At 49.0% G+C, this 20,936-nt stretch carries 18 protein-coding genes and 2 tRNA genes; 8 read left to right on the forward strand and 12 right to left on the reverse strand.

Features of this window, described 5'->3' with window-relative positions; translation table 11 throughout:
* Position 1 precedes the first annotated feature (1 nt).
* Positions 2-418 carry an ExbD/TolR family protein gene (locus tag QUE65_RS07220; RefSeq protein WP_286280331.1) on the forward strand — a complete coding sequence of 139 codons (417 nt, stop codon included), beginning with the start codon at positions 2-4 and terminating at the stop codon, positions 416-418.
* On the opposite strand, the gene QUE65_RS07225 is transcribed toward QUE65_RS07220, so the two are convergent.
* Complete coding sequence (locus QUE65_RS07225; RefSeq protein ID WP_286280332.1) at positions 415-1,011, reverse strand: phospholipase D family nuclease; 597 nt, start codon at positions 1,009-1,011, stop codon at positions 415-417. The genes QUE65_RS07220 and QUE65_RS07225 overlap by 4 nt on opposite strands.
* 89 nt (positions 1,012-1,100) lie before the next feature.
* Between QUE65_RS07225 and QUE65_RS07230 the strand changes: the two genes are divergently transcribed.
* Positions 1,101-1,859 carry a formylglycine-generating enzyme family protein gene (locus QUE65_RS07230; protein WP_286280333.1) on the forward strand — a complete coding sequence of 253 codons (759 nt, stop codon included), beginning with the start codon at positions 1,101-1,103 and terminating at the stop codon, positions 1,857-1,859.
* A gap of 1 nt (position 1,860) precedes the next feature.
* Here the strand turns inward: QUE65_RS07230 and QUE65_RS07235 are convergent.
* Positions 1,861-1,950, reverse strand: a tRNA-Leu gene (locus QUE65_RS07235).
* Between the two features lie 234 nt (positions 1,951-2,184).
* Between QUE65_RS07235 and QUE65_RS07240 the strand changes: the two genes are divergently transcribed.
* From QUE65_RS07240 to QUE65_RS07265, 6 genes are all read left to right on the forward strand, one after another.
* On the forward strand, positions 2,185-3,330 hold the full coding sequence (locus QUE65_RS07240) for a TRAP transporter substrate-binding protein (protein ID WP_286280334.1): 1,146 nt from the start codon (positions 2,185-2,187) through the stop codon (positions 3,328-3,330).
* A 109-nt stretch (positions 3,331-3,439) separates the two neighbouring features.
* Positions 3,440-4,015: a TRAP transporter small permease subunit gene (locus QUE65_RS07245; RefSeq protein ID WP_215369470.1), complete on the forward strand. Its 576-nt coding sequence runs from the start codon at positions 3,440-3,442 to the stop codon at positions 4,013-4,015.
* Between the two features lie 5 nt (positions 4,016-4,020).
* A complete protein-coding gene (locus QUE65_RS07250; protein ID WP_286280335.1) occupies positions 4,021-5,946 on the forward strand; it encodes a TRAP transporter large permease in 1,926 nt (641 codons plus the stop codon).
* Between the two features lie 59 nt (positions 5,947-6,005).
* Positions 6,006-8,480: a penicillin acylase family protein gene (locus QUE65_RS07255; RefSeq protein ID WP_286280336.1), complete on the forward strand. Its 2,475-nt coding sequence runs from the start codon at positions 6,006-6,008 to the stop codon at positions 8,478-8,480.
* A gap of 44 nt (positions 8,481-8,524) precedes the next feature.
* Positions 8,525-8,932, forward strand: a complete 408-nt coding sequence (locus QUE65_RS07260) for a surface-adhesin E family protein (protein WP_286280338.1) — start codon at positions 8,525-8,527, stop codon at positions 8,930-8,932.
* Positions 8,913-9,332 (forward strand): hypothetical protein, encoded by a 420-nt coding sequence (locus QUE65_RS07265; protein ID WP_286280339.1) that lies wholly within the window; start codon positions 8,913-8,915, stop codon positions 9,330-9,332. Before QUE65_RS07260 ends, QUE65_RS07265 begins: the two co-directional genes overlap by 20 nt.
* A 5-nt stretch (positions 9,333-9,337) precedes the next feature.
* Here the strand turns inward: QUE65_RS07265 and QUE65_RS07270 are convergent.
* The 10 genes from QUE65_RS07270 to scpB all read right to left on the reverse strand — a co-directional run bounded on the left by QUE65_RS07270 (position 9,338) and on the right by scpB (position 20,795).
* Positions 9,338-9,413: transfer RNA gene (locus QUE65_RS07270), tRNA-His, on the reverse strand.
* A 25-nt stretch (positions 9,414-9,438) separates the two neighbouring features.
* Positions 9,439-10,524, reverse strand: coding sequence for a tRNA dihydrouridine(20/20a) synthase DusA (gene dusA / locus QUE65_RS07275; RefSeq protein WP_286280341.1), 1,086 nt, complete (start codon positions 10,522-10,524; stop codon positions 9,439-9,441).
* A gap of 12 nt (positions 10,525-10,536) precedes the next feature.
* Entirely contained in the window at positions 10,537-12,360 is a 1,824-nt protein-coding gene (gene typA, locus QUE65_RS07280; protein ID WP_286280342.1) for a translational GTPase TypA, read from the reverse strand.
* 23 nt (positions 12,361-12,383) lie between these two features.
* A complete protein-coding gene (gene truB, locus QUE65_RS07285) occupies positions 12,384-13,307 on the reverse strand; it encodes a tRNA pseudouridine(55) synthase TruB (protein ID WP_286280343.1) in 924 nt (307 codons plus the stop codon).
* Between the two features lie 5 nt (positions 13,308-13,312).
* A complete protein-coding gene (gene rbfA / locus QUE65_RS07290) occupies positions 13,313-13,669 on the reverse strand; it encodes a 30S ribosome-binding factor RbfA (protein WP_108508795.1) in 357 nt (118 codons plus the stop codon).
* 5 nt (positions 13,670-13,674) lie between these two features.
* Positions 13,675-16,371, reverse strand: coding sequence for a translation initiation factor IF-2 (gene infB, locus QUE65_RS07295; RefSeq protein WP_286280345.1), 2,697 nt, complete (start codon positions 16,369-16,371; stop codon positions 13,675-13,677).
* A 10-nt stretch (positions 16,372-16,381) separates the two neighbouring features.
* Entirely contained in the window at positions 16,382-17,860 is a 1,479-nt protein-coding gene (gene nusA / locus QUE65_RS07300) for a transcription termination factor NusA (protein WP_286280346.1), read from the reverse strand.
* Entirely contained in the window at positions 17,857-18,348 is a 492-nt protein-coding gene (gene rimP / locus QUE65_RS07305; protein WP_215369493.1) for a ribosome maturation factor RimP, read from the reverse strand. The genes nusA and rimP overlap by 4 nt, the downstream gene beginning before the upstream one ends.
* Positions 18,349-18,523: 175 nt before the next feature.
* A complete protein-coding gene (locus tag QUE65_RS07310) occupies positions 18,524-20,179 on the reverse strand; it encodes a pseudouridine synthase (protein ID WP_286280347.1) in 1,656 nt (551 codons plus the stop codon).
* Positions 20,166-20,795: an SMC-Scp complex subunit ScpB gene (scpB, locus tag QUE65_RS07315; RefSeq protein WP_458574749.1), complete on the reverse strand. Its 630-nt coding sequence runs from the start codon at positions 20,793-20,795 to the stop codon at positions 20,166-20,168. The genes QUE65_RS07310 and scpB overlap by 14 nt, the downstream gene beginning before the upstream one ends.
* Between the last annotated feature and the right edge of the window lie 141 nt (positions 20,796-20,936).

A 20,936-nucleotide genomic window follows, 5' to 3' on the forward strand; every position in this document is an offset into this window, starting at 1 on the left:
CATGTCCTTTAGTAATCCCTCAAACGATCAACACGAAGATGGCCTAATGGCTGAGATCAACATGACCCCAATGGTGGATGTCATGTTAGTTTTGCTGATTATTTTTATGATCACCCTGCCCGTGGTCCAGCAAGCAGTGAAGGTCGAACTGCCCAAAGCCAATAGCGTTCGCAATGAGATAAAACCTGAATCGGTTCAATTAACGATTGATGGCAAGGGCCAAATCTTTTGGAATAGCACACCGATCGATTTAGCTACCTTCTCGGCATATGCAGATAAAGCGGCCAAGAAAGATCCACAGCCTGAGATTAATTTGCGGGCTGATAAATCCGTGCGCTACGATGCCGTAGCTCAAGTACTAGCCGCATCACGGCGCGCGGGCTTAACGAAATTGGGATTTGTGACCGAGCCCGATTAATTAGGTTTGGCTGTCTTTCGCTCTGGTGGCGTAGTAATTGGGTAACTGCGCTCCCAATGCGAGATGAAGTTTTTGTAATACTGCTGCGCTAATGGTGTTGAGCGCAAAATAATCATATTCTCCGCATTGCTTTTCTCAGCACTATTGGTGAAGTTATAACTTCCAGTCACCACAATCTCGCCATCAATGATCATCACCTTATGATGAAAAATACGATGCGCTTTATTGCCCCGGACCGAGACGCCACCTTTTAGCAATACCGGGATCACATCAAAGTTATTTGCAGCCGTTGGCCCATCCTGAATCACCTGCACATCCACGCCCCGTTTGGCCGCCCTAGCAAGCGCATCAGCGATCTCAAGATACGTAAAACTATAGGCCATCACCTGAATACTTTTCTTGGCGCCATCTAGATAACGAATTAACCCGCGCGCTGCCCCGGTCGGAGGCGTAAAAAAGACCGCAAGCACCTCCGCAGTCATAGGCGCATCGCCTTTTGCTATCTCTCGGGTAGTTTTAGATGGCTCAGGGTTAGCCAAAACGCTTTGCGCTAGGAAGAACGTGCTAACAAGAAAAAGAATGGATTTATTCATGGGCCGGGTTGCACGTTAATTTCACTGTGCAAAAGAATTGAAATTCAGCAAAAATGATTGTTAATCAAAATCTAGGTTAACAAATTTATATGAATATTCTCACAATTAGCAAAATTTGCATATTTTCATTCCTGACCTTTAGTTTTCATCTACAAGCTCAGTCAGTGAAATCAACCATTCCCAGCCTTGAGGTGCACGGTGTTCTTTGGGATCAATATGAGATGACGATTGGCGAAGTCAAACGGTATGCCGCTGCGACTGGATTTCAAAGTGTGGCGGAGAAGGCTGGGGGTGGCACTTCCTATGAATTAGGTTTTGTGAAAAAACCTGGGTGGACCTGGCGAACGCCATACGGGGTAGCAGCTGGAGATAATGAACCAGCCGTTCACCTCAATGCCTTTGAGGCTCAATCGATCTGCGAATTCTTTGGAAAACGCTTGCCCACCGATAAAGAGTGGGTCGAGGCAGCATTCGTAGAGCAACGCAAATCCCCGCCGGCAGGTTTTCAGCGGGGGCAACGCTATCCCTACCCAAACGGTAGTACCCCCAAAGCTTCCCATTGTTTAAGTTCAGCATGCGGAAACTACAAAGGCTTGGCTCCGGTAGGAAGTTTGCTGCGTGGCGATGGCCATGTGGCCGCCGGCACTACCCAGCCAGGGGTCAATGGGCTCTTTGATATGGGTGGCAATGTATGGGAATGGACGTCAACTAAAGTTAACAGTGAGCGCATTACCCGAGGGGCATCGTGGTGGTATGGTCCTGAGCAACAAATCGAGGGTAATGTGGCCACCAAGCCAGAAAATACTGTGGTGGTCTACATCGGATTTCGCTGCGTACGCAATCCATAACTGGTGCCCGAGGCCGGAATCGAACCGGCACGCCCTTTTTATGAGCGGCAGATTTTAAATCTGCTGTGTCTACCGATTTCACCACTCGGGCAAACGCAATCCAACATTGTAATAAAAATGTTACGCACGCTGATGCGTTGCAACAATGATAGCTAGATGAAATCGTATCACGAGCGGGTTGAAGACCCTTTCCGAACACCCTTTTTAAATAACCATGAAGCCATGCAAACAAAGGGTTTACCCGATATCTCATTCCCGCCAATAATCCTACAATTTCCTTCTGCTTTACACGCAGTATTAAATTGATATTAACCAGGAGATATGAATGTCCGAAACCAAAAAACAAGCACCACGTCGTAAATTTTTGAAAGGTGCAGCAGTCGGTAGTGCCGGAGCAGCTGCTCTTAGCTTCCCAATGATTTCTCAAGGTCAGGCAGCGCCACAAACATTGCGCTTCCAGTCCACATGGCCAGCGAAGGATATCTTCCACGAGTACGCACTCGACTTCGCAAAGAAAGTGAACGACATGACTGGTGGCGAACTCCGAATTGAAGTTCTGCCTGCTGGTGCAGTGGTTCCTGCTTTTGGTCTCTTAGATGCTGTTTCTAAAGGCACTTTGGACGGCGGTCATGGTGTGGTTGTTTATCACTACGGAAAAAATGCTGCGCTTGCCCTATGGGGATCAGGCCCATCCTTCGGTATGGATGCTAACATGCTCCTTTCATGGCACAAATACGGCGGCGGCAAAGAGCTACTCGATGAGCTCTACAAAGTAGTTGGCGCCAACGTCAAATCCTATGTATATGGCCCAATGCCTACCCAGCCTCTAGGCTGGTTCAAGAAGCCTGTTACCAAGATTGAGGACATGAAAGGTCTCAAGTACCGTACCGTTGGTATTTCGATTGACATGTTCACAGCCATGGGTGTGTCAGTCAACGCGCTTCCTGGTGGGGAAATTATTCCTGCGATGGATCGTGGTCTTCTTGATGCAGCGGAGTTCAACAATGCATCTTCCGATCGTCAGTTGGGCTTCCCAGACGTTTCTAAGGTCTGCATGTTGCAAAGCTATCACCAAAATGCGGAGCAGTTTGAGATCCTCTTTAACGGCACCAAGTACAACGCGATGCCTGCGAAGCTCCGTAACATCCTTGACTATGCCGTAGAAGCTTCTTCTGCTGATATGTCATGGAAAGCGGTGGATCGCTACTCCTCGGCCTACGAAGAAATGCAAGCCAAGCAAGGTGTCAAGTTCTTCAAGACTCCTGACTCGGTGTTGCGTGCTCAGTTGAAGGTGTTTGACGAGGTGGTAGCCAAGAAAGCTGCAGAGAACCCACTCTTTAAGAAGATTGTTGACTCACAGCGTGCATTTGCTAAGCGTGCTGTGAAGTGGGATCTGGACACCAACGTCCAGCGTCGCATGGCGTATGACCACTACTTTGGCCAGCCTGCAGCTCCTGCAAAGAAGGCCTAAGCTAGCAACAACTTAGCCGGTTTTTGTTAGAATACCGGTTTGCTGTAACCCAATGGGATGGTTAGCAAATAACCATCCCATTTCTTATATCTAAATCGTAGGTGTAGCCATGCAAAACCTTTTTTTAACCGTTGATAAAGTTTCGACATTTATCGGCCATTGTTTCTCTTGGTTGGTGGTTGGGCTTACTGCTCTCATCGGCTTTGAGGTATTTTCACGATATGTGCTCAATAGTCCTCATGCCTGGGCTTTTGATGCTCAAATCATGATGTACGGCACCATGTTCATGATGGCAGGTGCATACACCCTGGCAAAAAATGGTCATGTACGTGGTGACATCTTGTATGGCTTTTTAAAGCCCCGTACCCAAGCAATTTTTGATCTCATTCTTTATATCGTTTTCTTCATTCCCGGAGTGATTGCGCTTGCCTACGCTGGCTATGGGTATGCCGCTGACTCTTGGCGAATTTTGGAGCACTCTTCGATCACGGCCGACGGCCCTCCGCTTTACCCCTTTAAAACGATTATTCCGATTGCCGGAGTGGTTCTTTTAATGCAAGGCATCGTTGAGATTTTGCGTTGCGTGGTTTGCATCCGCGAGGGTGAATGGCCCTCCCGCGAACAAGACGTTGAGGAAGTTGACGTCGACGCCCTTAAGGCGATGGTTGGCAAGGATAAGGAATAATCATCATGCGTAAAGAACTCTTATTTGGTTTTTCCATCATGGCATTGGTGGTCTTATTGACCATCGTTTTAATGCCGTGGGGCAATATTCAGAGTGGGCATATTGGCCTGCTAATGCTCTCCCTGGTCGTGGTTGCCATCATGCTTGGCTTCCCCACCGCCTTTACCTTAATGGGTATGGGTATGATCTTCACGTTTTTTGCTTACAGCTTTCAAAATCCTGATTTAGCACTGCAAAACACTTTATCCCTCATGGTGCAGCGTGCCTACGCGGTCATGACCAATGACGTGTTGATCTCAATTCCCCTATTCGTGTTCATGGGCTATTTAGTTGAGCGCGCCAATCTCATTGAAAAGCTGTTTAGATCACTTCACTTGGCTTTGGTTCGCGTACCAGGCTCCTTAGCAGTTGCAACCATTTTTACCTGCGCTGTATTTGCAACAGCAACCGGGATTGTGGGTGCCGTGGTGACCTTAATGGGTCTCTTAGCATTCCCTGCCATGTTAAAAGCCGGGTATGATACCCGCGTCTCAGCAGGATGTATTACCGCTGGGGGCTGCCTCGGTATTTTGATTCCGCCATCGGTTCTATTAATTGTCTATGGCGCTACCGCTGGTGTATCGGTGGTGCAATTGTACGCAGGAGCGTTTTTTCCAGGGATCATGCTCGCTGGTCTATACATTGGTTATGTGATTATTTTGGCTAAGCTCAAGCCAAACCTGATGCCGCCTTTAGCTGAGTCTGAGCGCAAGGTACCACTGCCAATGAGCTACACCGAGCTTGGCGAGAAGATTAGTCAAAAAGTGATTCCTGCTTTATTGGTTGGGCTTAAAGGGAAGCGCAATGTCAATGTCAGCGGTAAAGAGATGCTGAAATCGCTGTTCATTGCTCTGATCCCTCTGATCGTATTTGTTGCTTTTACCGCCTCCATTTATCAAGTAGCCACCAAGCCAGTCGAAGTAATTAGCATGGATGTGGTTCCGATGGGCGAAGCGGGTAGTGGTAGTGATTACTCAAGTAGCTCAAGTTCAACCGGCCTTAGCGAACCTCCTGGCGCTGAAAAAGATAGTGGCGGAACTGGTCTGGCTCTGCCACCAGGCGCTGAAGATGAAAAGCCAGTAGCAAAGACCTCGGGCCCTGCAGAACCAGCAGCGGCTGCTGAGCCACCAAAACCCGTCGATGCGCCGCTGTGGTTCTGGATCATGACCGGTATTTTGGGTGCTATTTTGGTGATTTACTACGCCCTGTTGACTTGGGTTCGTCTTGAAATCTTCAAGATGCTCTTGAGCTCTTTCTTCCCGCTCGCGGTTTTAATCTTATTTGTATTGGGCTCCATCGTCTTTGGTTTGGCAACACCTACCGAAGCAGCGGCAGTCGGCGCAATTGGCGGATTTATATTAGCGGCTGCCTACAAGCAGCTCAATATGACGGTGATTAAAGAGTCGGTCTTCCTAACGGCGAAGACGGGTGCGATGGTCTGTTGGCTCTTTGTGGGTTCGTCCATTTTCTCGGCAGCCTTTGCATTATTGGGCGGTCAAGACTTAGTTGAAAAATGGGTTCTATCTTTAGGACTTAGTCCATTGCAATTCTTGATTCTGTCGCAAGTCATTATTTTCTTATTGGGTTGGCCTTTGGAATGGACTGAGATTATTGTGATCTTTATGCCAATCTTTGTACCCTTACTCGATGACTTTGGAATCAATCCGTTGTTCTTTGGTCTCTTGGTTGCCCTGAACCTACAAACTGCATTCCTATCGCCCCCCGTAGCGATGTCTGCATTTTATTTAAAGGGTGTTGCACCTCCCCACGTCACCTTAAATCAGATCTTCATGGGGATGATGCCGTTTATGGGCATTCAGGTCATTGCGCTTGTTTTGCTGTATGTATTCCCAGAAATTGGCTTGTGGTTACCGCAAGTTCTCTACAAGTGAGGTTTAAAACCAACCAACCCCGCTACGGCGGGGTTTTTTTGTAATCGTTTGCAGTTGATATGAGAACCCTAAAGCGCAAATCCAGTCTCACGAAGTTCCTGCGTTACTTGATCGTTGCACTAATCCTTTTATTCATCTGCCTAGTCATCCTTGCTGTAAGTTATTGGGTAAGTGCTAAATCAAATCTTTCTGGAACAATCATTAGTGCCGGTCTAGGTCAAACAGTTCAGATTCAATTTGATGAGAACGATGTGCCGCACGTTAAGGCAAAATCCCAGCGTGATGCGTATTACACCTTAGGATTTTTGCATGCGACTGAACGCTCTTGGCAACTGGAGATTAGTCGTCGCCTAGCTTCAGGGCGACTCTCTGAGATTTTGGGCGAGCGCACCGTCTCACTTGATCGATTTATTCGTACCCTAGGGATCAAACAAGCGGCTGAGAAACAGTTTGAGCGCTATCCAGCAGAAATCAAGCAATTGGTTCAAGCCTATGCCGATGGCGTCAATGCTGGTAATCGAGCACTCGGTTGGGCCTTACCGATCGAGTATTTTTTGACGGGTTCCAAGCCCGGTTATTGGTCTGCCGCAGATAGTGTTGCATGGTCTTTAATGATGGCGTTAGATTTGGGCGATAACTGGCAAAAAGAATTGTTTCGCTTAGAGCTTTCTCAATATCTCAGCACGACTGATATATGGCAGGTGATGCCACCCTATCCCGGTACCAATCCAGTTACCAACATTGATTTTGCCAAGCTATATCGCGAACACCAGGTGTTTAGGCCCACTCAATCCAAGGTTCAAGCATCTCGTGATGGAGAGCCTTACTTACTAAAGCATGTCGATACGGTGGGATGGCTAAGTGACCAACAAGAAGGCTTGGGCTCTAACAATTGGGTGCTTACGGGTAAAAAAACGATTTCAGGCAAACCCTTGCTCGCCAACGATCCGCATTTGGGATTAAGTGCTCCATCGACATGGTACTTTGCACACCTCGAAGCTCCAGGACTCAATGTTATTGGGGCCACCCTGCCAGGCATACCAGCCGTTGTTTTGGGCAGGACCGACAAAATTGCCTGGGGATTTACCAATACCGGACCAGATGTACAAGATCTCTATCTGGAAAAAATTGATCCTGATAATCCGAATCAGTACATCGGTCCTGACGGTCCGCTCTCCTTTTTAGCTCGCGAGGAGATTATTCAGATCAAAGATAAACCGCCCTTGCGGTTTGTCGTCAAACAAACTCGCCATGGTCCTATTATTTCCGATAGCCATGCCCGTGCCAAAAAGGTAATTGATACCGATCGGTATGCGCTCGCCTTACGCTGGACCGCTTTGGATGTTGAGAATCAAACCTTGCTTGGTGGCATCCTCATGAATCGCGCCGATTCAATTGACTCTTTCAAAAATGCTTTGCGTCATCATTACGCTCCGATGCAAACCGTTGCGATTGCAGATGTTCAAGGTAATATTGCCTTGCAAGTTGCTGGGGTTGCGCCACGCCGGCAATTGCATCATGGCTTATATGGCGTCGCTCCTGCTCTCGGATGGGAGCGCCAATTTGATTGGACAGCCTACCTACCATTTGAGCAACTTCCCAGCTTTTTTAATCCAACAGCGGAGTGGCTAGCGAGCGCCAATCAGGAAATTATTTCTGCAAGCAATCCCAACCCACTAACCGGAGACTGGGACTTGCCCTTTCGTTATGACCGTATTGCAGCCATGATTGGAGAGAAAGATCAGCATGATCGCACTTCGATGCAGGCTATGCAAGGCGATGTTCTCTCCCTTGGAGCGCAAGCACTCTTACCTCTGTTTAAAAATGCGCAATCAGGCCATACTTTGCAGCCAGGGATTCAGTCGGTGATCGATCGCTTTGATGGAAGCATGAGTATTGATTCCACCGCTGCCCTTATCTTTAATACCTGGGTCGATCAATTAACGCGGATCCTGTTCTCGCGTTTGGGTGATTCGTTTACTGAGGAATATGGCAGACGCTCGTTTCGGGGGGCGGTCAATCATCAAATCAGTAATCCCGACAGCCCCTGGTGCGATGTGCACACTACCGCAGAACGAGAAAATTGCCAAGGCGCCGCTAATCTCGCTCTGCAACGAGCGCTCAATGATTTGAGCCAACGCTACGGAAAATCGAGTACTGATTGGCGTTGGGGAACAGCGCATCATGCTTTGTCTGAACATCGCCCCTTCAAAAACATTCCCCTCTTAGCGGAGTTCTTCAATGTCAGCATTCCATTTCCAGGAGATGCCTTTACGGTCAATGTGGGTCGCCCAGTTCTGAACAATCCAAAAGCGCCATTCCAGGCTAATCATGCGCCAAGTCTGAGGGCGATCTATGACCTCAATGATCCAGAACAATCGGCTTTTATGCTTCCTACCGGTCAGTCGGGTTGGGTTCAAAGTCATCGCTATCGCAATTTAAGCGCCTCATGGGCAACGAATCAATTAATTCCATTGGCGATGAAGCCTAAGCAGGTTCAGCGTGAATTGGTCTTAAAAGCTAAGTCGTTTTGAGTTGTCGCATTGACCCATTACAATCGGTAGAACTGTATAGGATCATGATGAAAACACGTCTTAAACTTCTAATTACTTGCCTCTTCACCCTAAGCTCCAGTTTTGCCTTCGGCGCTTGGGATGAACTGGGAAGCAATGAGTTCATAACCGTCTTGATTGATAAATCCAGCATCAAGAAGTCAGGCGATAAGGTCCAAGTTCTTTCGATGCTCGATCTTAAGAAACCGGGAGTTGAACCAAAAACTAAATCACCAGTAAACTCCATCATCGGTCTAAATGAATACCACTGCGGACAGGTTCAATACCGACCACTAGAGGTTAAATTTATGTCAGGTAAACGGGGTACTGGCAAGGTGGTTGATGAGATCAAGACACCCGATAGCAGCTTTGAGGCAATCACGAGTGGTGATTGGCCAGCTGGAGTCTATAACCTTGCGTGTCGACCTAACTAGTTCAATCAAGCGTTCAGCTACCCATCAAGGGTCGGTCTCCCTTCTCTACATTTTCATCGTACTTCTTAGTATTCTTAGCATCAGCGGTTTACAAGGCTGCGCCGCGCCCATCATGGCAGCAGCAAGTAGCGCGGGTACTGCTGCAGGATCGGCGGCAGCTACAAGCCCCATGACCGCGGTAAGTGTTACATCAACAGTCACCACAGGGCGCTCTCCCCTCGAACACGCCACATCTGCAGCAACCAAAAAAGATTGCAGTTTCTTTAACGTCTTTAGTTCTAAACCAATTTGTGAAGAAATTGTGATACCGACCGTTCAAGACCGCAGTGAACGAATAATCGGGGAGGCAGATCGCAATACAGCGATTATCGAAGTGATTGACGTAAGGCCTAGTCAGTAGCTAAATGGGGTGAACGACGGGACTCGAACCCGCGACAACCAGAATCACAATCTGGGACTCTACCAACTGAGCTACGTCCACCATTGCTACGTAAGTATTATAACGACTATGCCCTCGAACCGATTGATGGGGGCTCAAATAGCGCCCAATCACCTAACTCCATACTGGCCTCCAAAAAGAAGGTTTCGATGGCATCCTGTGTTTTAACCCGTGCCAAAGCATGATGATCCGATAGATGTTGACGCCAACGGCGCGACCCCGCACGACCGTGAGCAAGACCCATGATGTGCCGAGTAATCGCTCCCAAATAGAAGTCTTTGCGATGCGCATTGCACTGGGCTAACCATGCTTGACTGTACTCAACCAAACCGATTTGAATACGGTGCCAGTCTGCCTCACTAAAGAGATAACCTACTGCATTGCCATCACTTTCAACGAGATCATCCCAGCCCAATAGCATCGCCGGAAAATGATAAGCAGCACGGCCGATCATAAAACCATCAAAATCATTCCAATATTGTGCAACCTGCTCATTGGATTCTAGGCCGCCGTTAAGTAGTACACGAAGATTTGGATACTGCTTTTGAGCATCGCGACGCAGTTGCTTAGCGACGTCGTAGTGCAGAGGTGGTTTGCTCCGATTCTCTTTCGGAGATAAGCCTTTTAAGACCGCATTACGCGCATGAATCGTTACCTGAATTGCTCCTGCGGCCGCGACTGCCAGTACAAAATCCAATACAAATTGATAGTCACGCGGCGACTGGGCCGCATCCATTTGATCAAGACCCAAGCGATGCTTCACCGAAATTGGTAGATCGCAGGTGGCACGCATCGCACTCACACACTGGGCAACGAGCTCAGGCTCGGCCATCAAGCACGCCCCAAATGCACCCTTTTGCACGCGCTCTGAGGGGCAACCACAGTTGAGATCGATCTCGTCATAGCCCCATTGTTGGGCAAGCGCTGCACATTGAGCGAGCTCAGCCGGATCGCTGCCGCCAAGTTGTAAAACGATCGGGTGCTCTTCCTGACTGAAATCCAAATGGCGCGCCTGATCTCCGTGTAAAAGGGCCCCCGTGGTGACCATCTCGGTATACAGTACGGCGCGATTAGTTAGCATTCGATGAAATGACCGGCAATGACGATCGGTCCACTCCATCATGGGAGCAACGGCTATACGTTTATCAGGCATCGCCGCTGATAATTAGACCTCTTCGCGTGAGGCCTTCTTACGCTCATGCTCTTTCAGAAAGCGCTTGCGTAAGCGGATACTCTTGGGGGTCACCTCAACCAACTCGTCATCGGCAATAAATTCCACGGCGTATTCCAAGGTGAGTTGTACCGGTGGTACGAGGCGTACCGCTTCATCCGTACCAGAGGCCCGCACGTTGGTAAGTTGCTTTCCTTTGATAGGATTCACCACCAAATCATTGTCTCGACTATGAATCCCAATAATCATGCCCTCATAGAGAGGATCGCCAGGCGATACAAACATGCGGCCACGATCTTGCAGTTTCCATAGTGCATAAGCAACCGCGTCACCATCATCTTGGCTAATCAATACACCATTGTGGCGCTCACCCAAGATACCCTCTTTCACAGGACCATAGGAATCAAAGTTATGGCTCATGAGTCCATTACCACGGGTGAGGGTCATAAACTCACCCTGAAATCCAATTAAACCTCGAGCTGGAACCCGATACTCAAGACGGGTACGGCCCTTACCATCGCTCACCATATCCAGCAGTTCAGCTTTACGCTTACCCAACTCTTCCATGACCCCACCCTGCGTCGCATCCTCCACATCCACCGTGAGGTTCTCGTAGGGCTCTAACTTCACCCCATCCTCTTCATGAAACACCACACGGGGTCGTGATACAGCTAACTCATAACCCTCGCGTCGCATGTTCTCAACCAAAATGGTGAGGTGGAGCTCGCCCCGACCTGATACCTCAAAGATGGTGTCGTCATCGGTATCTCGGACCCGCAATGCCATATTGGATTTGAGCTCACGATCTAAACGCTCCCGAATTTGTCGGCTAGTAACAAACTTACCCTCGCGCCCAGCAAGAGGACTCGTGTTCACCATGAAGTTCATGGTGAGGGTTGGCTCATCGATCTTAAGCATCGGTAAGGCATCAACCTGATCGGGTGCACAGATCGTGGTCCCAATTGCTAAATCTTCAATGCCATTTACTAAGACAATATCGCCGGCAATAGCTTCATCAACCACTTCGCGCTCGAGCCCTTTGAACTTCAGTACTTGATTGATGCGCCCCTTAAAGGGGGTTCCATCCGGTCCATTAACACACACCACATCAGTACCGGGTTTAATTTTGCCGCGCCGAATCCGGCCCACACCAATTTTGCCGACATAGTTGCTGTAATCAATTGATGAAATCTGCAACTGCAACGGGGCATCGATTTCATCATCGCGTACTGGCACATGCGTGAGAACCGCGTTAAATAGCGGGCGCATATCGCCAGAACGCACATTCTCCTCAGTACCTGCATAGCCATTTAAGCCCGAGGCATAAATCACAGGAAAATCCAACTGCTCCTCGGTTGCGCCCAATTTATCAAAGAGCTCAAAGGTTGCATTAATCACGTAATCACAACGGGCTCCAGGGCGGTCTACCTTATTAATGACAACAATGGGCTTCAAACCCAAGGCAAGCGCTTTCTTGGTCACAAATCGGGTTTGGGGCATCGGGCCCTCAACCGCATCCACTAGCAGTAATACCCCATCCACCATGGAGAGAACGCGCTCTACCTCGCCACCAAAGTCTGCGTGACCCGGGGTATCGACAATATTAATGTGCGTACCCTCATACTCCACCGCGCAGTTTTTAGCCAAGATGGTGATACCACGCTCTTTCTCGAGATCATTGGAATCCATAATGCGCTCAGAGATTTTTTCGTTAGAGCGAAAAGTTCCGGACTGCCGTAAAAGTTGATCAACAAGAGTCGTTTTGCCATGGTCAACGTGGGCGATGATGGCAATATTACGAAGTGCGCGTTTGGTCATGAGTTGCTTTACAAAAAGATAAATTAGTTTTGATTCAAAAGTCGTTGGGCAATAAAGCGTCTGGGGTGTAAAACACCACTACGCCAATCCGCAGTACCAATAAAGTTTTGCGGCAAGGCTTGACTGCGATAAATCCGAAATAAAGAATTAGCCCACTGGCTCGCGCGATTGAGTGCGCAAGGCACGCGCTGACCCATTTCTAAACGCTTGGCCTGTTGGTCATCGACTGTTAACTCTGGCAGGGTTTGCAATAAGGCGTCCACTGGAAGTAATACCTTGGGGGTATTTTCAAGGGTCTCCAGAGTACAGCCCTGCTCCAGACTGAGGTGGCCAACCTTGGTACGTCGCAATGCGCTCAAATGCGCACCACAGCCTAGTGAATTGCCAATATCTTGCGCCAAGACTCGGATATACGTTCCCTTACTGCAATGGACTTCGATCTCTACGTGGGGCCAATGGATAGCGACTAGACGAATCGAGTAAATGGTTATTTTTCGGGGTTCACGCTCAATCTCCACACCCGAGCGTGCATATTCATAGAGCGGTTTACCATCGCGTTTTAATGCGGAGAACATCGGTGGAATTTGCTCAATTTCACCAATGAACTTAGGCAAAATCGCTTCCAATAATGTCTTAGCCATCAAATTGTCAACTACTTCAGTAGTCGATCGCTCGCTTAACACTTGACCTTCGGCATCACCGGTATCGGTTTCGATACCAAACCGCACAGTTGCAATATAAGTCTTATCCGCATCCAAAAGATCTTGTGAGTATTTGGTAGCCTCACCCAAACAGATGGGCAATAAACCGGTCGCCATAGGGTCCAAAGTGCCAGTGTGCCCAGCTTTTTCTGCCTGAAAATGGCGCTTGACGGCAGTCACCGCACTTTGCGAGCTCATTCCATTAGGCTTATCAAGCAAAACTACCCCATCAATTCGTTGCGCCATCACAATTAATTAGGCTTTGAGCCCAATGCCTGATCAATTAATCGTGACATCTCTGCGCCCCGCTCAATCGAGGTATCAAATACAAAATGCAAGGTGGGGACTGTATGAGTGTGCATCCGTTTAAAGAGTAAGGAATGCAAATAACCTGCTTTTTCTTGTAACGATCCCAACGCATACTGTGGGTCGCCACCCAAAACTGTGAAGTAGACCTTTGCATGCGCGAGATCAGGCGAGAGCTCTACCGCCTGAATCGTAATCAAACCATTTAAAGGGTCACGTAACTCTCGAGGAATCAATTCGGCTAAGTCGCGCTGAATTTGATCCGCAAGACGCTGGTGACGATGAGGGCTTGTTTTATGCATGATGATTAAAGGGTTCGAGCCACTTCAGTCACTTCAAAGATCTCGAGTTGGTCACCCTCTTGAATGTCGTTGTTATTCTTTAAAGAGAGACCGCACTCAAAGCCACCTTTCACTTCTTTCACATCGTCTTTAAAGCGCTTTAAGGAATCGAGCTCACCAGTCCATACCACGACGTTGTCACGCAATAAGCGAACCCGTGAGTTACGCCGCACAACTCCATCGAGCACCATACAACCTGCGATCGCACCAACCTTAGAGACAAGGAAGACCTGACGAATTTCAACCAAGCCAGTAATTTCTTCTTTCTTATCTGGGGTCAACATGCCGCTAAGAGCCGCTTTTACTTCATCGACCGCGTCATAAATAATGTTGTGATACCGAATATCAACGCCGTTACTCTCGGCGAGCTTACGAGCCACTGCATCGGCTCTCGCGTTAAAGCCAATAATGACACCCTTGGAAGCAATCGCGAGATTGACATCGGTTTCGGTAATCCCACCAACGGCAGCATGCACAATCTGAACCTTGACCTCATCAGTCGAAAGTTTTTGCAGCGATTGAGCCAGCGCCTCTTGAGAACCTTGTACATCAGCTTTAATGATGATTGGCAAGACCTTCGCTTCAATAGCGCCTTCGCCCATGTTTTCCATCATGTTCTCTAACTTGACCGCCTGTTGTTTAGCCAACTTGACGTCTCGGAACTTACCTTGACGGAACAGTGCAATCTCACGAGCCTTACGCTCATCAGCCACCACCTGGAACGACTCCCCAGCATCAGGTACCTCAGACAAACCTTGAATCTCGACCGGTATGGATGGTCCTGCTTCATTGCTAGATTTGCCGTTCTCATCCAACATCGCCCGGATACGCCCGTAGGACTGACCCGCTAACAACATATCGCCGCGCTTTAAGGTGCCCGATTGAACCAAGACCGTAGCGACCGGTCCACGGCCTTTATCCAAACGAGCTTCAATCACGATGCCCTGCGCAGGCGCGTCTTTAGGGGCTTTCAGCTCCAATACCTCCGCTTGCAGCAAGACGTTTTCCAATAGGGTATCAATGCCTTCGCCAGTCTTTGCGGATACTCCAATAAATGGTGAATCACCGCCATATTCCTCAGGCACTACTTCTTCGCTCACCAGCTCAGTTTTAACGCGATCGGGGTTTGCTTCAGGCTTATCGATCTTATTGATTGCAACCACTAAGGGGACATTTGCTGCTTTTGCATGATGAATGGCTTCACGCGTTTGCGGCATCACGCCGTCATCGGCAGCGACCACTAAAATCACGATGTCCGTTGCCTTTGCACCGCGAGCACGCATCGCAGTAAATGCTTCGTGACCAGGCGTATCAAGGAAAGTAATAACGCCGCGTGGAGTATCAACGTGATAAGCACCAATGTGCTGGGTAATACCCCCCGCCTCACCAGCCGCCACTTTTGCAACCCGGATCTTATCGAGGAGCGAGGTTTTGCCATGATCAACGTGGCCCATCACAGTCACAACAGGAGGTCTTGGCATCAGTGGCGCATCTTCTGCGGCTGCTCCAAGATCAATCTCCGGATCGTCCAATTTAGCAGCATGGGCCTTGTGACCCATTTCTTCAACAATGATCATTGCGGTGTCTTGATCCAAGACTTGGTTAATGGTCACCATCTGACCCATGCCCATCAGTAACTTAATAACCTCGGCACCTTTAACTGACATCTTATGAGCGAGATCTGCAACCGTGATGGTCTCAGGAATGTGCACATCGCGCACAATCGGCTCAGTAGGAACCTGGAAATTACTGGCTGGGCTGTCTTCTTGATGCTGTTGCTTCTTACGACCGCCGCCTGTTCGCCATCCACCACCTAAACCACCGGTCAGATCACCGCGTGTTTTTAAACCAACCTTCCGCTTGGCACCTTCTTCTTGCCATGTGGAGGATGTCTCCGATGATTTAATCAGTTTGCCACCAACCTTGGTGGGCTTTTTCTTATCCTCGCCACCATCGGCTTTGACGGGCTTATGTAAGGTACCTTTTTTGGCTTCCTCACTGGCGATCTCACTTGGAGCTTTAAGCACGCGTGCTGGGGTGCTCATCATGTCACGAATTGCTGACACCTCACGTTCAGCTGCTGCACGGCGTGTTTGTAGCTCGGCTAGCTCTTTTTTGGCCTGCTCCTTACTAGCGGCCTCTTTCTCAGAGTCGACTTTGCTTGGTTTTTCCTCGGTCTCAGCTTTTTTATGCTTGGCCTCACTCGCCGCTTTCATCTCCGCTTCTTGCCGTGCTAAGAGTTCAGCTTGACGCGCAGCCTCGGCGGCACGCTTTTCTAACTCCTCATCCGACAAAATAGGCTTGGTCTCAACTGCTACCACTGGTTTTGCCTCAGTTGACTCATCAACGTTTGCAGCTTCATCACGCTTTACCAAGACACGCTTTTTGCGCACCTCAACTTGGACGGTACGGGTTCTTCCTGCTGAATCGGCTTGACGGATTTCACTGGTCTCACGCTTGGTCAGTGTGATCTTTTTCCGAGTGCCAGTCTCGGCACTACCATGTGCTTTTTGAAGATAAGCAAGTAACGCGGTCTTGTCTTTATCAGTGATCTTGTCAGCCTCCGACTCTTTGTCGATTCCAGCGGCTTTCAGTTGCACCAATAAATCAGCAGAACTTCGTTTAAGCTCCTCGGCTAATGCTTTTACAGTTGTTGTCGCCATGCGCTTCCCCTCATGCATTAAACCAATGTTCGCGCGCCTTCATAATGAGCGTTTTGGCTGCTGTTTCATCCATACCCGTCATCTCAACGAGCTCATCTACAGCTAATCCAGCTAGATCATCGCGTGTGTGCACTTGGTTCTCAGCCAAAGTTGCAATATATTCTGTGGAAAGACCTTCAAGCGATCGCAAATCTTGAGAAACCTCTTCAAGACGCTCCTCTTTCGCTAATTCCATAGTTAGCAAGGAGTCGCGTGCACGTGTGCGCAGTTCATTAACCGTATCTTCGTCAAATGCTTCAATCTCGAGCATCTCAGAAAGCGGTACATAGGCAACTTCCTCGAGCGAATTAAAGCCCTCATCGATCAAAATATCAGCGACCTCTTGATCGACATCCAACTTATCCATAAAGAGTTGGCGAACGGCGACGGATTCTTTCTCAGACTTCTCAGCAGACTCTTCTGGGGTCATGATGTTAATTTGCCAGCCAGTTAACTCACTGGCTAAACGAACGTTCTGGCCACTGCGACCAATCGCAATCGCCAAGTTTTCTTCATCAACCACCACATCCATGGCATGACGCTCTTCGTCCACCACAATCGATGACACTTGTGCCGGTGCTAATGCGCCAATCACAAATTGCGCAGGATCTTCGGACCATAAAACGATATCAACCGCTTCGCCAGCGACTTCGTTACGCACTGCAGTCACACGAGTACCCCGTACACCAACGCAGGTACCGATCGGATCAATGCGCTTGTCATGGGTCACGACCGCAATCTTGGCTCGGATTCCAGGATCACGAGCAGCACCCTTAATTTCCAGCAAACGCTGCTCGATCTCAGGCACTTCATTCTCAAACAACTTAATCAAGAAGTCAGGGCATGTTCTCGACAGTTCAATTTGAGGTCCACGTGCTTCACGATCCACTTTCAGAATATAGGCACGCACACGATCACCAGAGCGCAAGTTCTCCTTAGGGATCATTTGATCGCGACGCAGCAACGCCTCGACTCGACCTGATTCGACGATTAGTCCATTTTTATCAGCCCGTTTGACGGTGCCGGTCATAATCTTTTCACCGCGCTCAAGATAATCGTTCAAGATTTGCTCACGCTCGGCATCGCGAATGCGTTGCAAAATCACTTGCTTCGCGGCTTGTGCGCCAATGCGACCAAAAGCTAGGGATTCAATTTGTTCTTCGATGTAATCGCCTGTCTCGATATCCGAAATTTGCTCTTTAGCCTCAAATTGCAAAATTTCCTTATCGGGCTCTTGCAAACCAGCCTCATCAGGCACCACTAACCAACGACGGAAAGTTTCATACTCACCACTAGTGCGGTCAATCGAAACCCGAATATCAACGTCTTCGGTATACCGTTTCTTCGTTGCCGAGGCAAGTGCCATTTCAAGTGCTTCAAACACGATCTCACGATCAACATTTTTTTCACGGGCCAGGGCTTCTGCCAACATGAGAACTTCACGACTCATGATTTTCTTCCTTTGAAATCAATAACAGGGACCAAACGAGCTTTTTCCACTTCAGACAAACTAAATTCCAGTTCGGCTGGAGATCCATCACTCGCCTCAAATAACAAACTAAACTTTGCATCCGGTGTGTTGACAATTCCAGATCTCAGGCCTTGCAACACCCCTTTAAAATTCTTTCGATTACCCACTGCAATTCGCAACTTCAGCTCAATCTCTAATCCGGCGAACCGAACAAAATCATCACCCGACTTAATCGGTCGATCCAACCCTGGTGAAGACACCTCGAGTCGCTCGTATGGCACGTTTTCAACCGCAAAGGTGTAAGTCAACTGATGACTCACCTTCTCGCAATCCTCAACGGTAATCATGCGTTCATAATCGGGGTTCTCAATCGTGACTCGCAATAAACCACGACCTTCCCGCTCAATATCCACGAGCGAGTACCCCAAATTGCGCACCTCGGCAGAAATAATCTGCTGTTCTTTCACATCTTCCCCACAAATCAACCGCTGTTACAAAGCCGCTTTTACAAAGCGTTTGGCAAAAAAAAATGGGCTTACAAGCCCATATTCCTCAATACCAGAACAGGCCAGCTTACGTTGATGTCAACATCAGCCGGTGTATGAAATGAATTATACCTGAATCAGAAAAATGACTGAGAAATCAGAAACTTTCACCCGGGTTGCGTGGCTTACGAGGACCCTTGAACGGCTTACCCTTATTGGGCCGCCGTTGACCCCCTGGATTGTTGCCCGATGGGGCACTAAAGCCACTAGCATGATGGACCTTTTGGCCCTTAGAGCGGGGTGAGCCCGATTTACCACCCTTTGAGTGAGACGGTTTTTGCCCAAAGCCGCCACGCCCTCCGCCACCATTGGTTCGCCCCTGGCCGGGTAAATGCGATACCCCGTGTCCGTGGTGAGTTGCGAGCGTGAGCGCCTCCTTCGACCCCCAGTACGACACCGAGGTTTGCATGGGATCAGGCTGAAAGTTTGGATCACTGGCTGGATCCAGCCGCGATGATCGGCCTTGAGTCTGACCTTTTTCTTTTGCCATATTTTGGGGCAACTTCAGACCCGCCATGCGCATGAGTTGTGCCACGCTGTCCATCGGCACCTCTTCCCACTTACCACGACGCAAACGCGGTGGCAGCATGAAGATGCCATAACGGGTTCGAATCAAACGCGACACCACATGCCCGGTCGCCTCAAACATGCGACGCACTTCACGATTCCGCCCTTCGGTCAACGCAACCGAGTACCAGCGATTCGCACCATCACCACCGCCTTGGCTCAAACGCAAGAAACGCGCCTGTCCATCATCAAGCGTAATACCTGTTTTTAATTGCTCTGCAGACTCAGCCGATAACTCACCCAAAATACGCACCGCGTATTCACGCTCAACGCCGTAGCGTGGGTGCATCAATCGATTTGCCAACTCACCCGATGTCGTGAAAAGCAACAAACCTTCGGTATTGAAATCCAAACGACCCACAGCAATCCAGCGGCCCTGACGAGGTTTTGGAAGACGATCAAACACGCTGGGACGTCCTTCGGGGTCAGCCTGACTCACAATTTCTCCAGCAGGTTTGTGATACAGAATCACACGAGGTGGTTTTGTTGGGATCTTGCGATGCACGACCTTACCGTTGATGCGAACAATATCGCTCGGGCCAACGCGCTGACCAATGTGGGCAGGCATGCTGTTGACGGAAACACGTCCTTGAATAATGAGATCTTCCATCTCCCGACGTGATCCCATTCCAGCATCGGCCAAGACCTTATGGAGCTTAACCGTATCCTCATCATCTGCGTCATCATCTAAACCATCCAAATCAGACCAAACTTCATCGCGCAAACTCAGTGGTAGCTCATCGACGCTTGCAAATTGCAAACGCTCCAGATCACTTAAAGACTCCGGCTCTTCGGAATCTTCCTCGCCCGCCTTGCTCGCACGACGCTCGACGCCAGCCTCATGAGAGATCTGTGCTGGATCATCACTAACTGCCTGCGAGACAGGCTCAGGCGCTTCAAGAGCAGCGTCAAACTCACCGGAAACCACCGATGCAAATAATGCTTCGGTCTCAGCAATTAGTTCAGGAGAAACTGGAGCAGGTGCCGTTGGATTTTCATTCGAGGATCCTCCTGAATGACGCTTGTTTTTATTGAACTTGCCTGGACGGGATTTGTTATTGAACTTATTAAAACGCCTTGGGCCCCGGTCTTTACGCTGTTCGCCACCCTCTTCGCAAGAAGTGGCGCCATCAACTAAATCTGGGCTCGTATTAACGATAGACGAATCGTTTTCAGGATTTGTCATTCTCAGCACTCTCAGGGGACGACTCCAGCGGAATCACGGTTTCCACCGTTGCATCGGCATCAAACTCAATCACAGCCTGCCCCAAGGCTTCCGCAGAGATAGAGCCATCTTCAAGCATCGGCAAACTTTGTAAATCTTTTAAACCCAAATCATCTAAAAATTGTTTGGTGGTGGCATAAAGGCCCGGGCGACCAATGGTCTCCTTATGACCAACCACTTCCACCCAGCCACGATCTTCCAACTGACGCATCACATTACTGCTAACTACCACGCCACGAACCTCTTCAATCTCACCACGAGTAACCGGCTGACGATAAGCAATGATTGCCAGGGTCTCTAAAACTGCTCGTGAATACTTTGGAGGCTTTTCTGGAGTGAGGCGATCCAAATACTCGCGCATCTGAAGACGGCTTTGAAAACGCCAGCCCGTTGCGATGCTGACAAGTTCCATTCCTTTGTCTTGCCACTCTTTCTGAATCTCGAGCAGAATAGTTTGCAATTCCGCAGACGCTAAGGGTGGGTCCACGAAGAGTCGGCCCAATTCATGAACTGTTAATGGCTCTTGGGCGCAAATTAAGGCGGTCTCAATGACCCGCTTGTAGTGATCGGTATCCATATGTTGTATCAAACAGCGGGGCTGTTTAGAGGCTTATTCACAATCGTCAAAAAAGGTTGGGGTGTTATCTGGACTGCGCGGGCAACTCACATCAATTCTTATTCGGGGGAGAGGCCAGCCATCCAAGGAGGTCAAGTCGCT

It is taken from the genome of Polynucleobacter sp. HIN8, assembly GCF_030297615.1.
GTDB lineage: Bacteria > Pseudomonadota > Gammaproteobacteria > Burkholderiales > Burkholderiaceae > Polynucleobacter.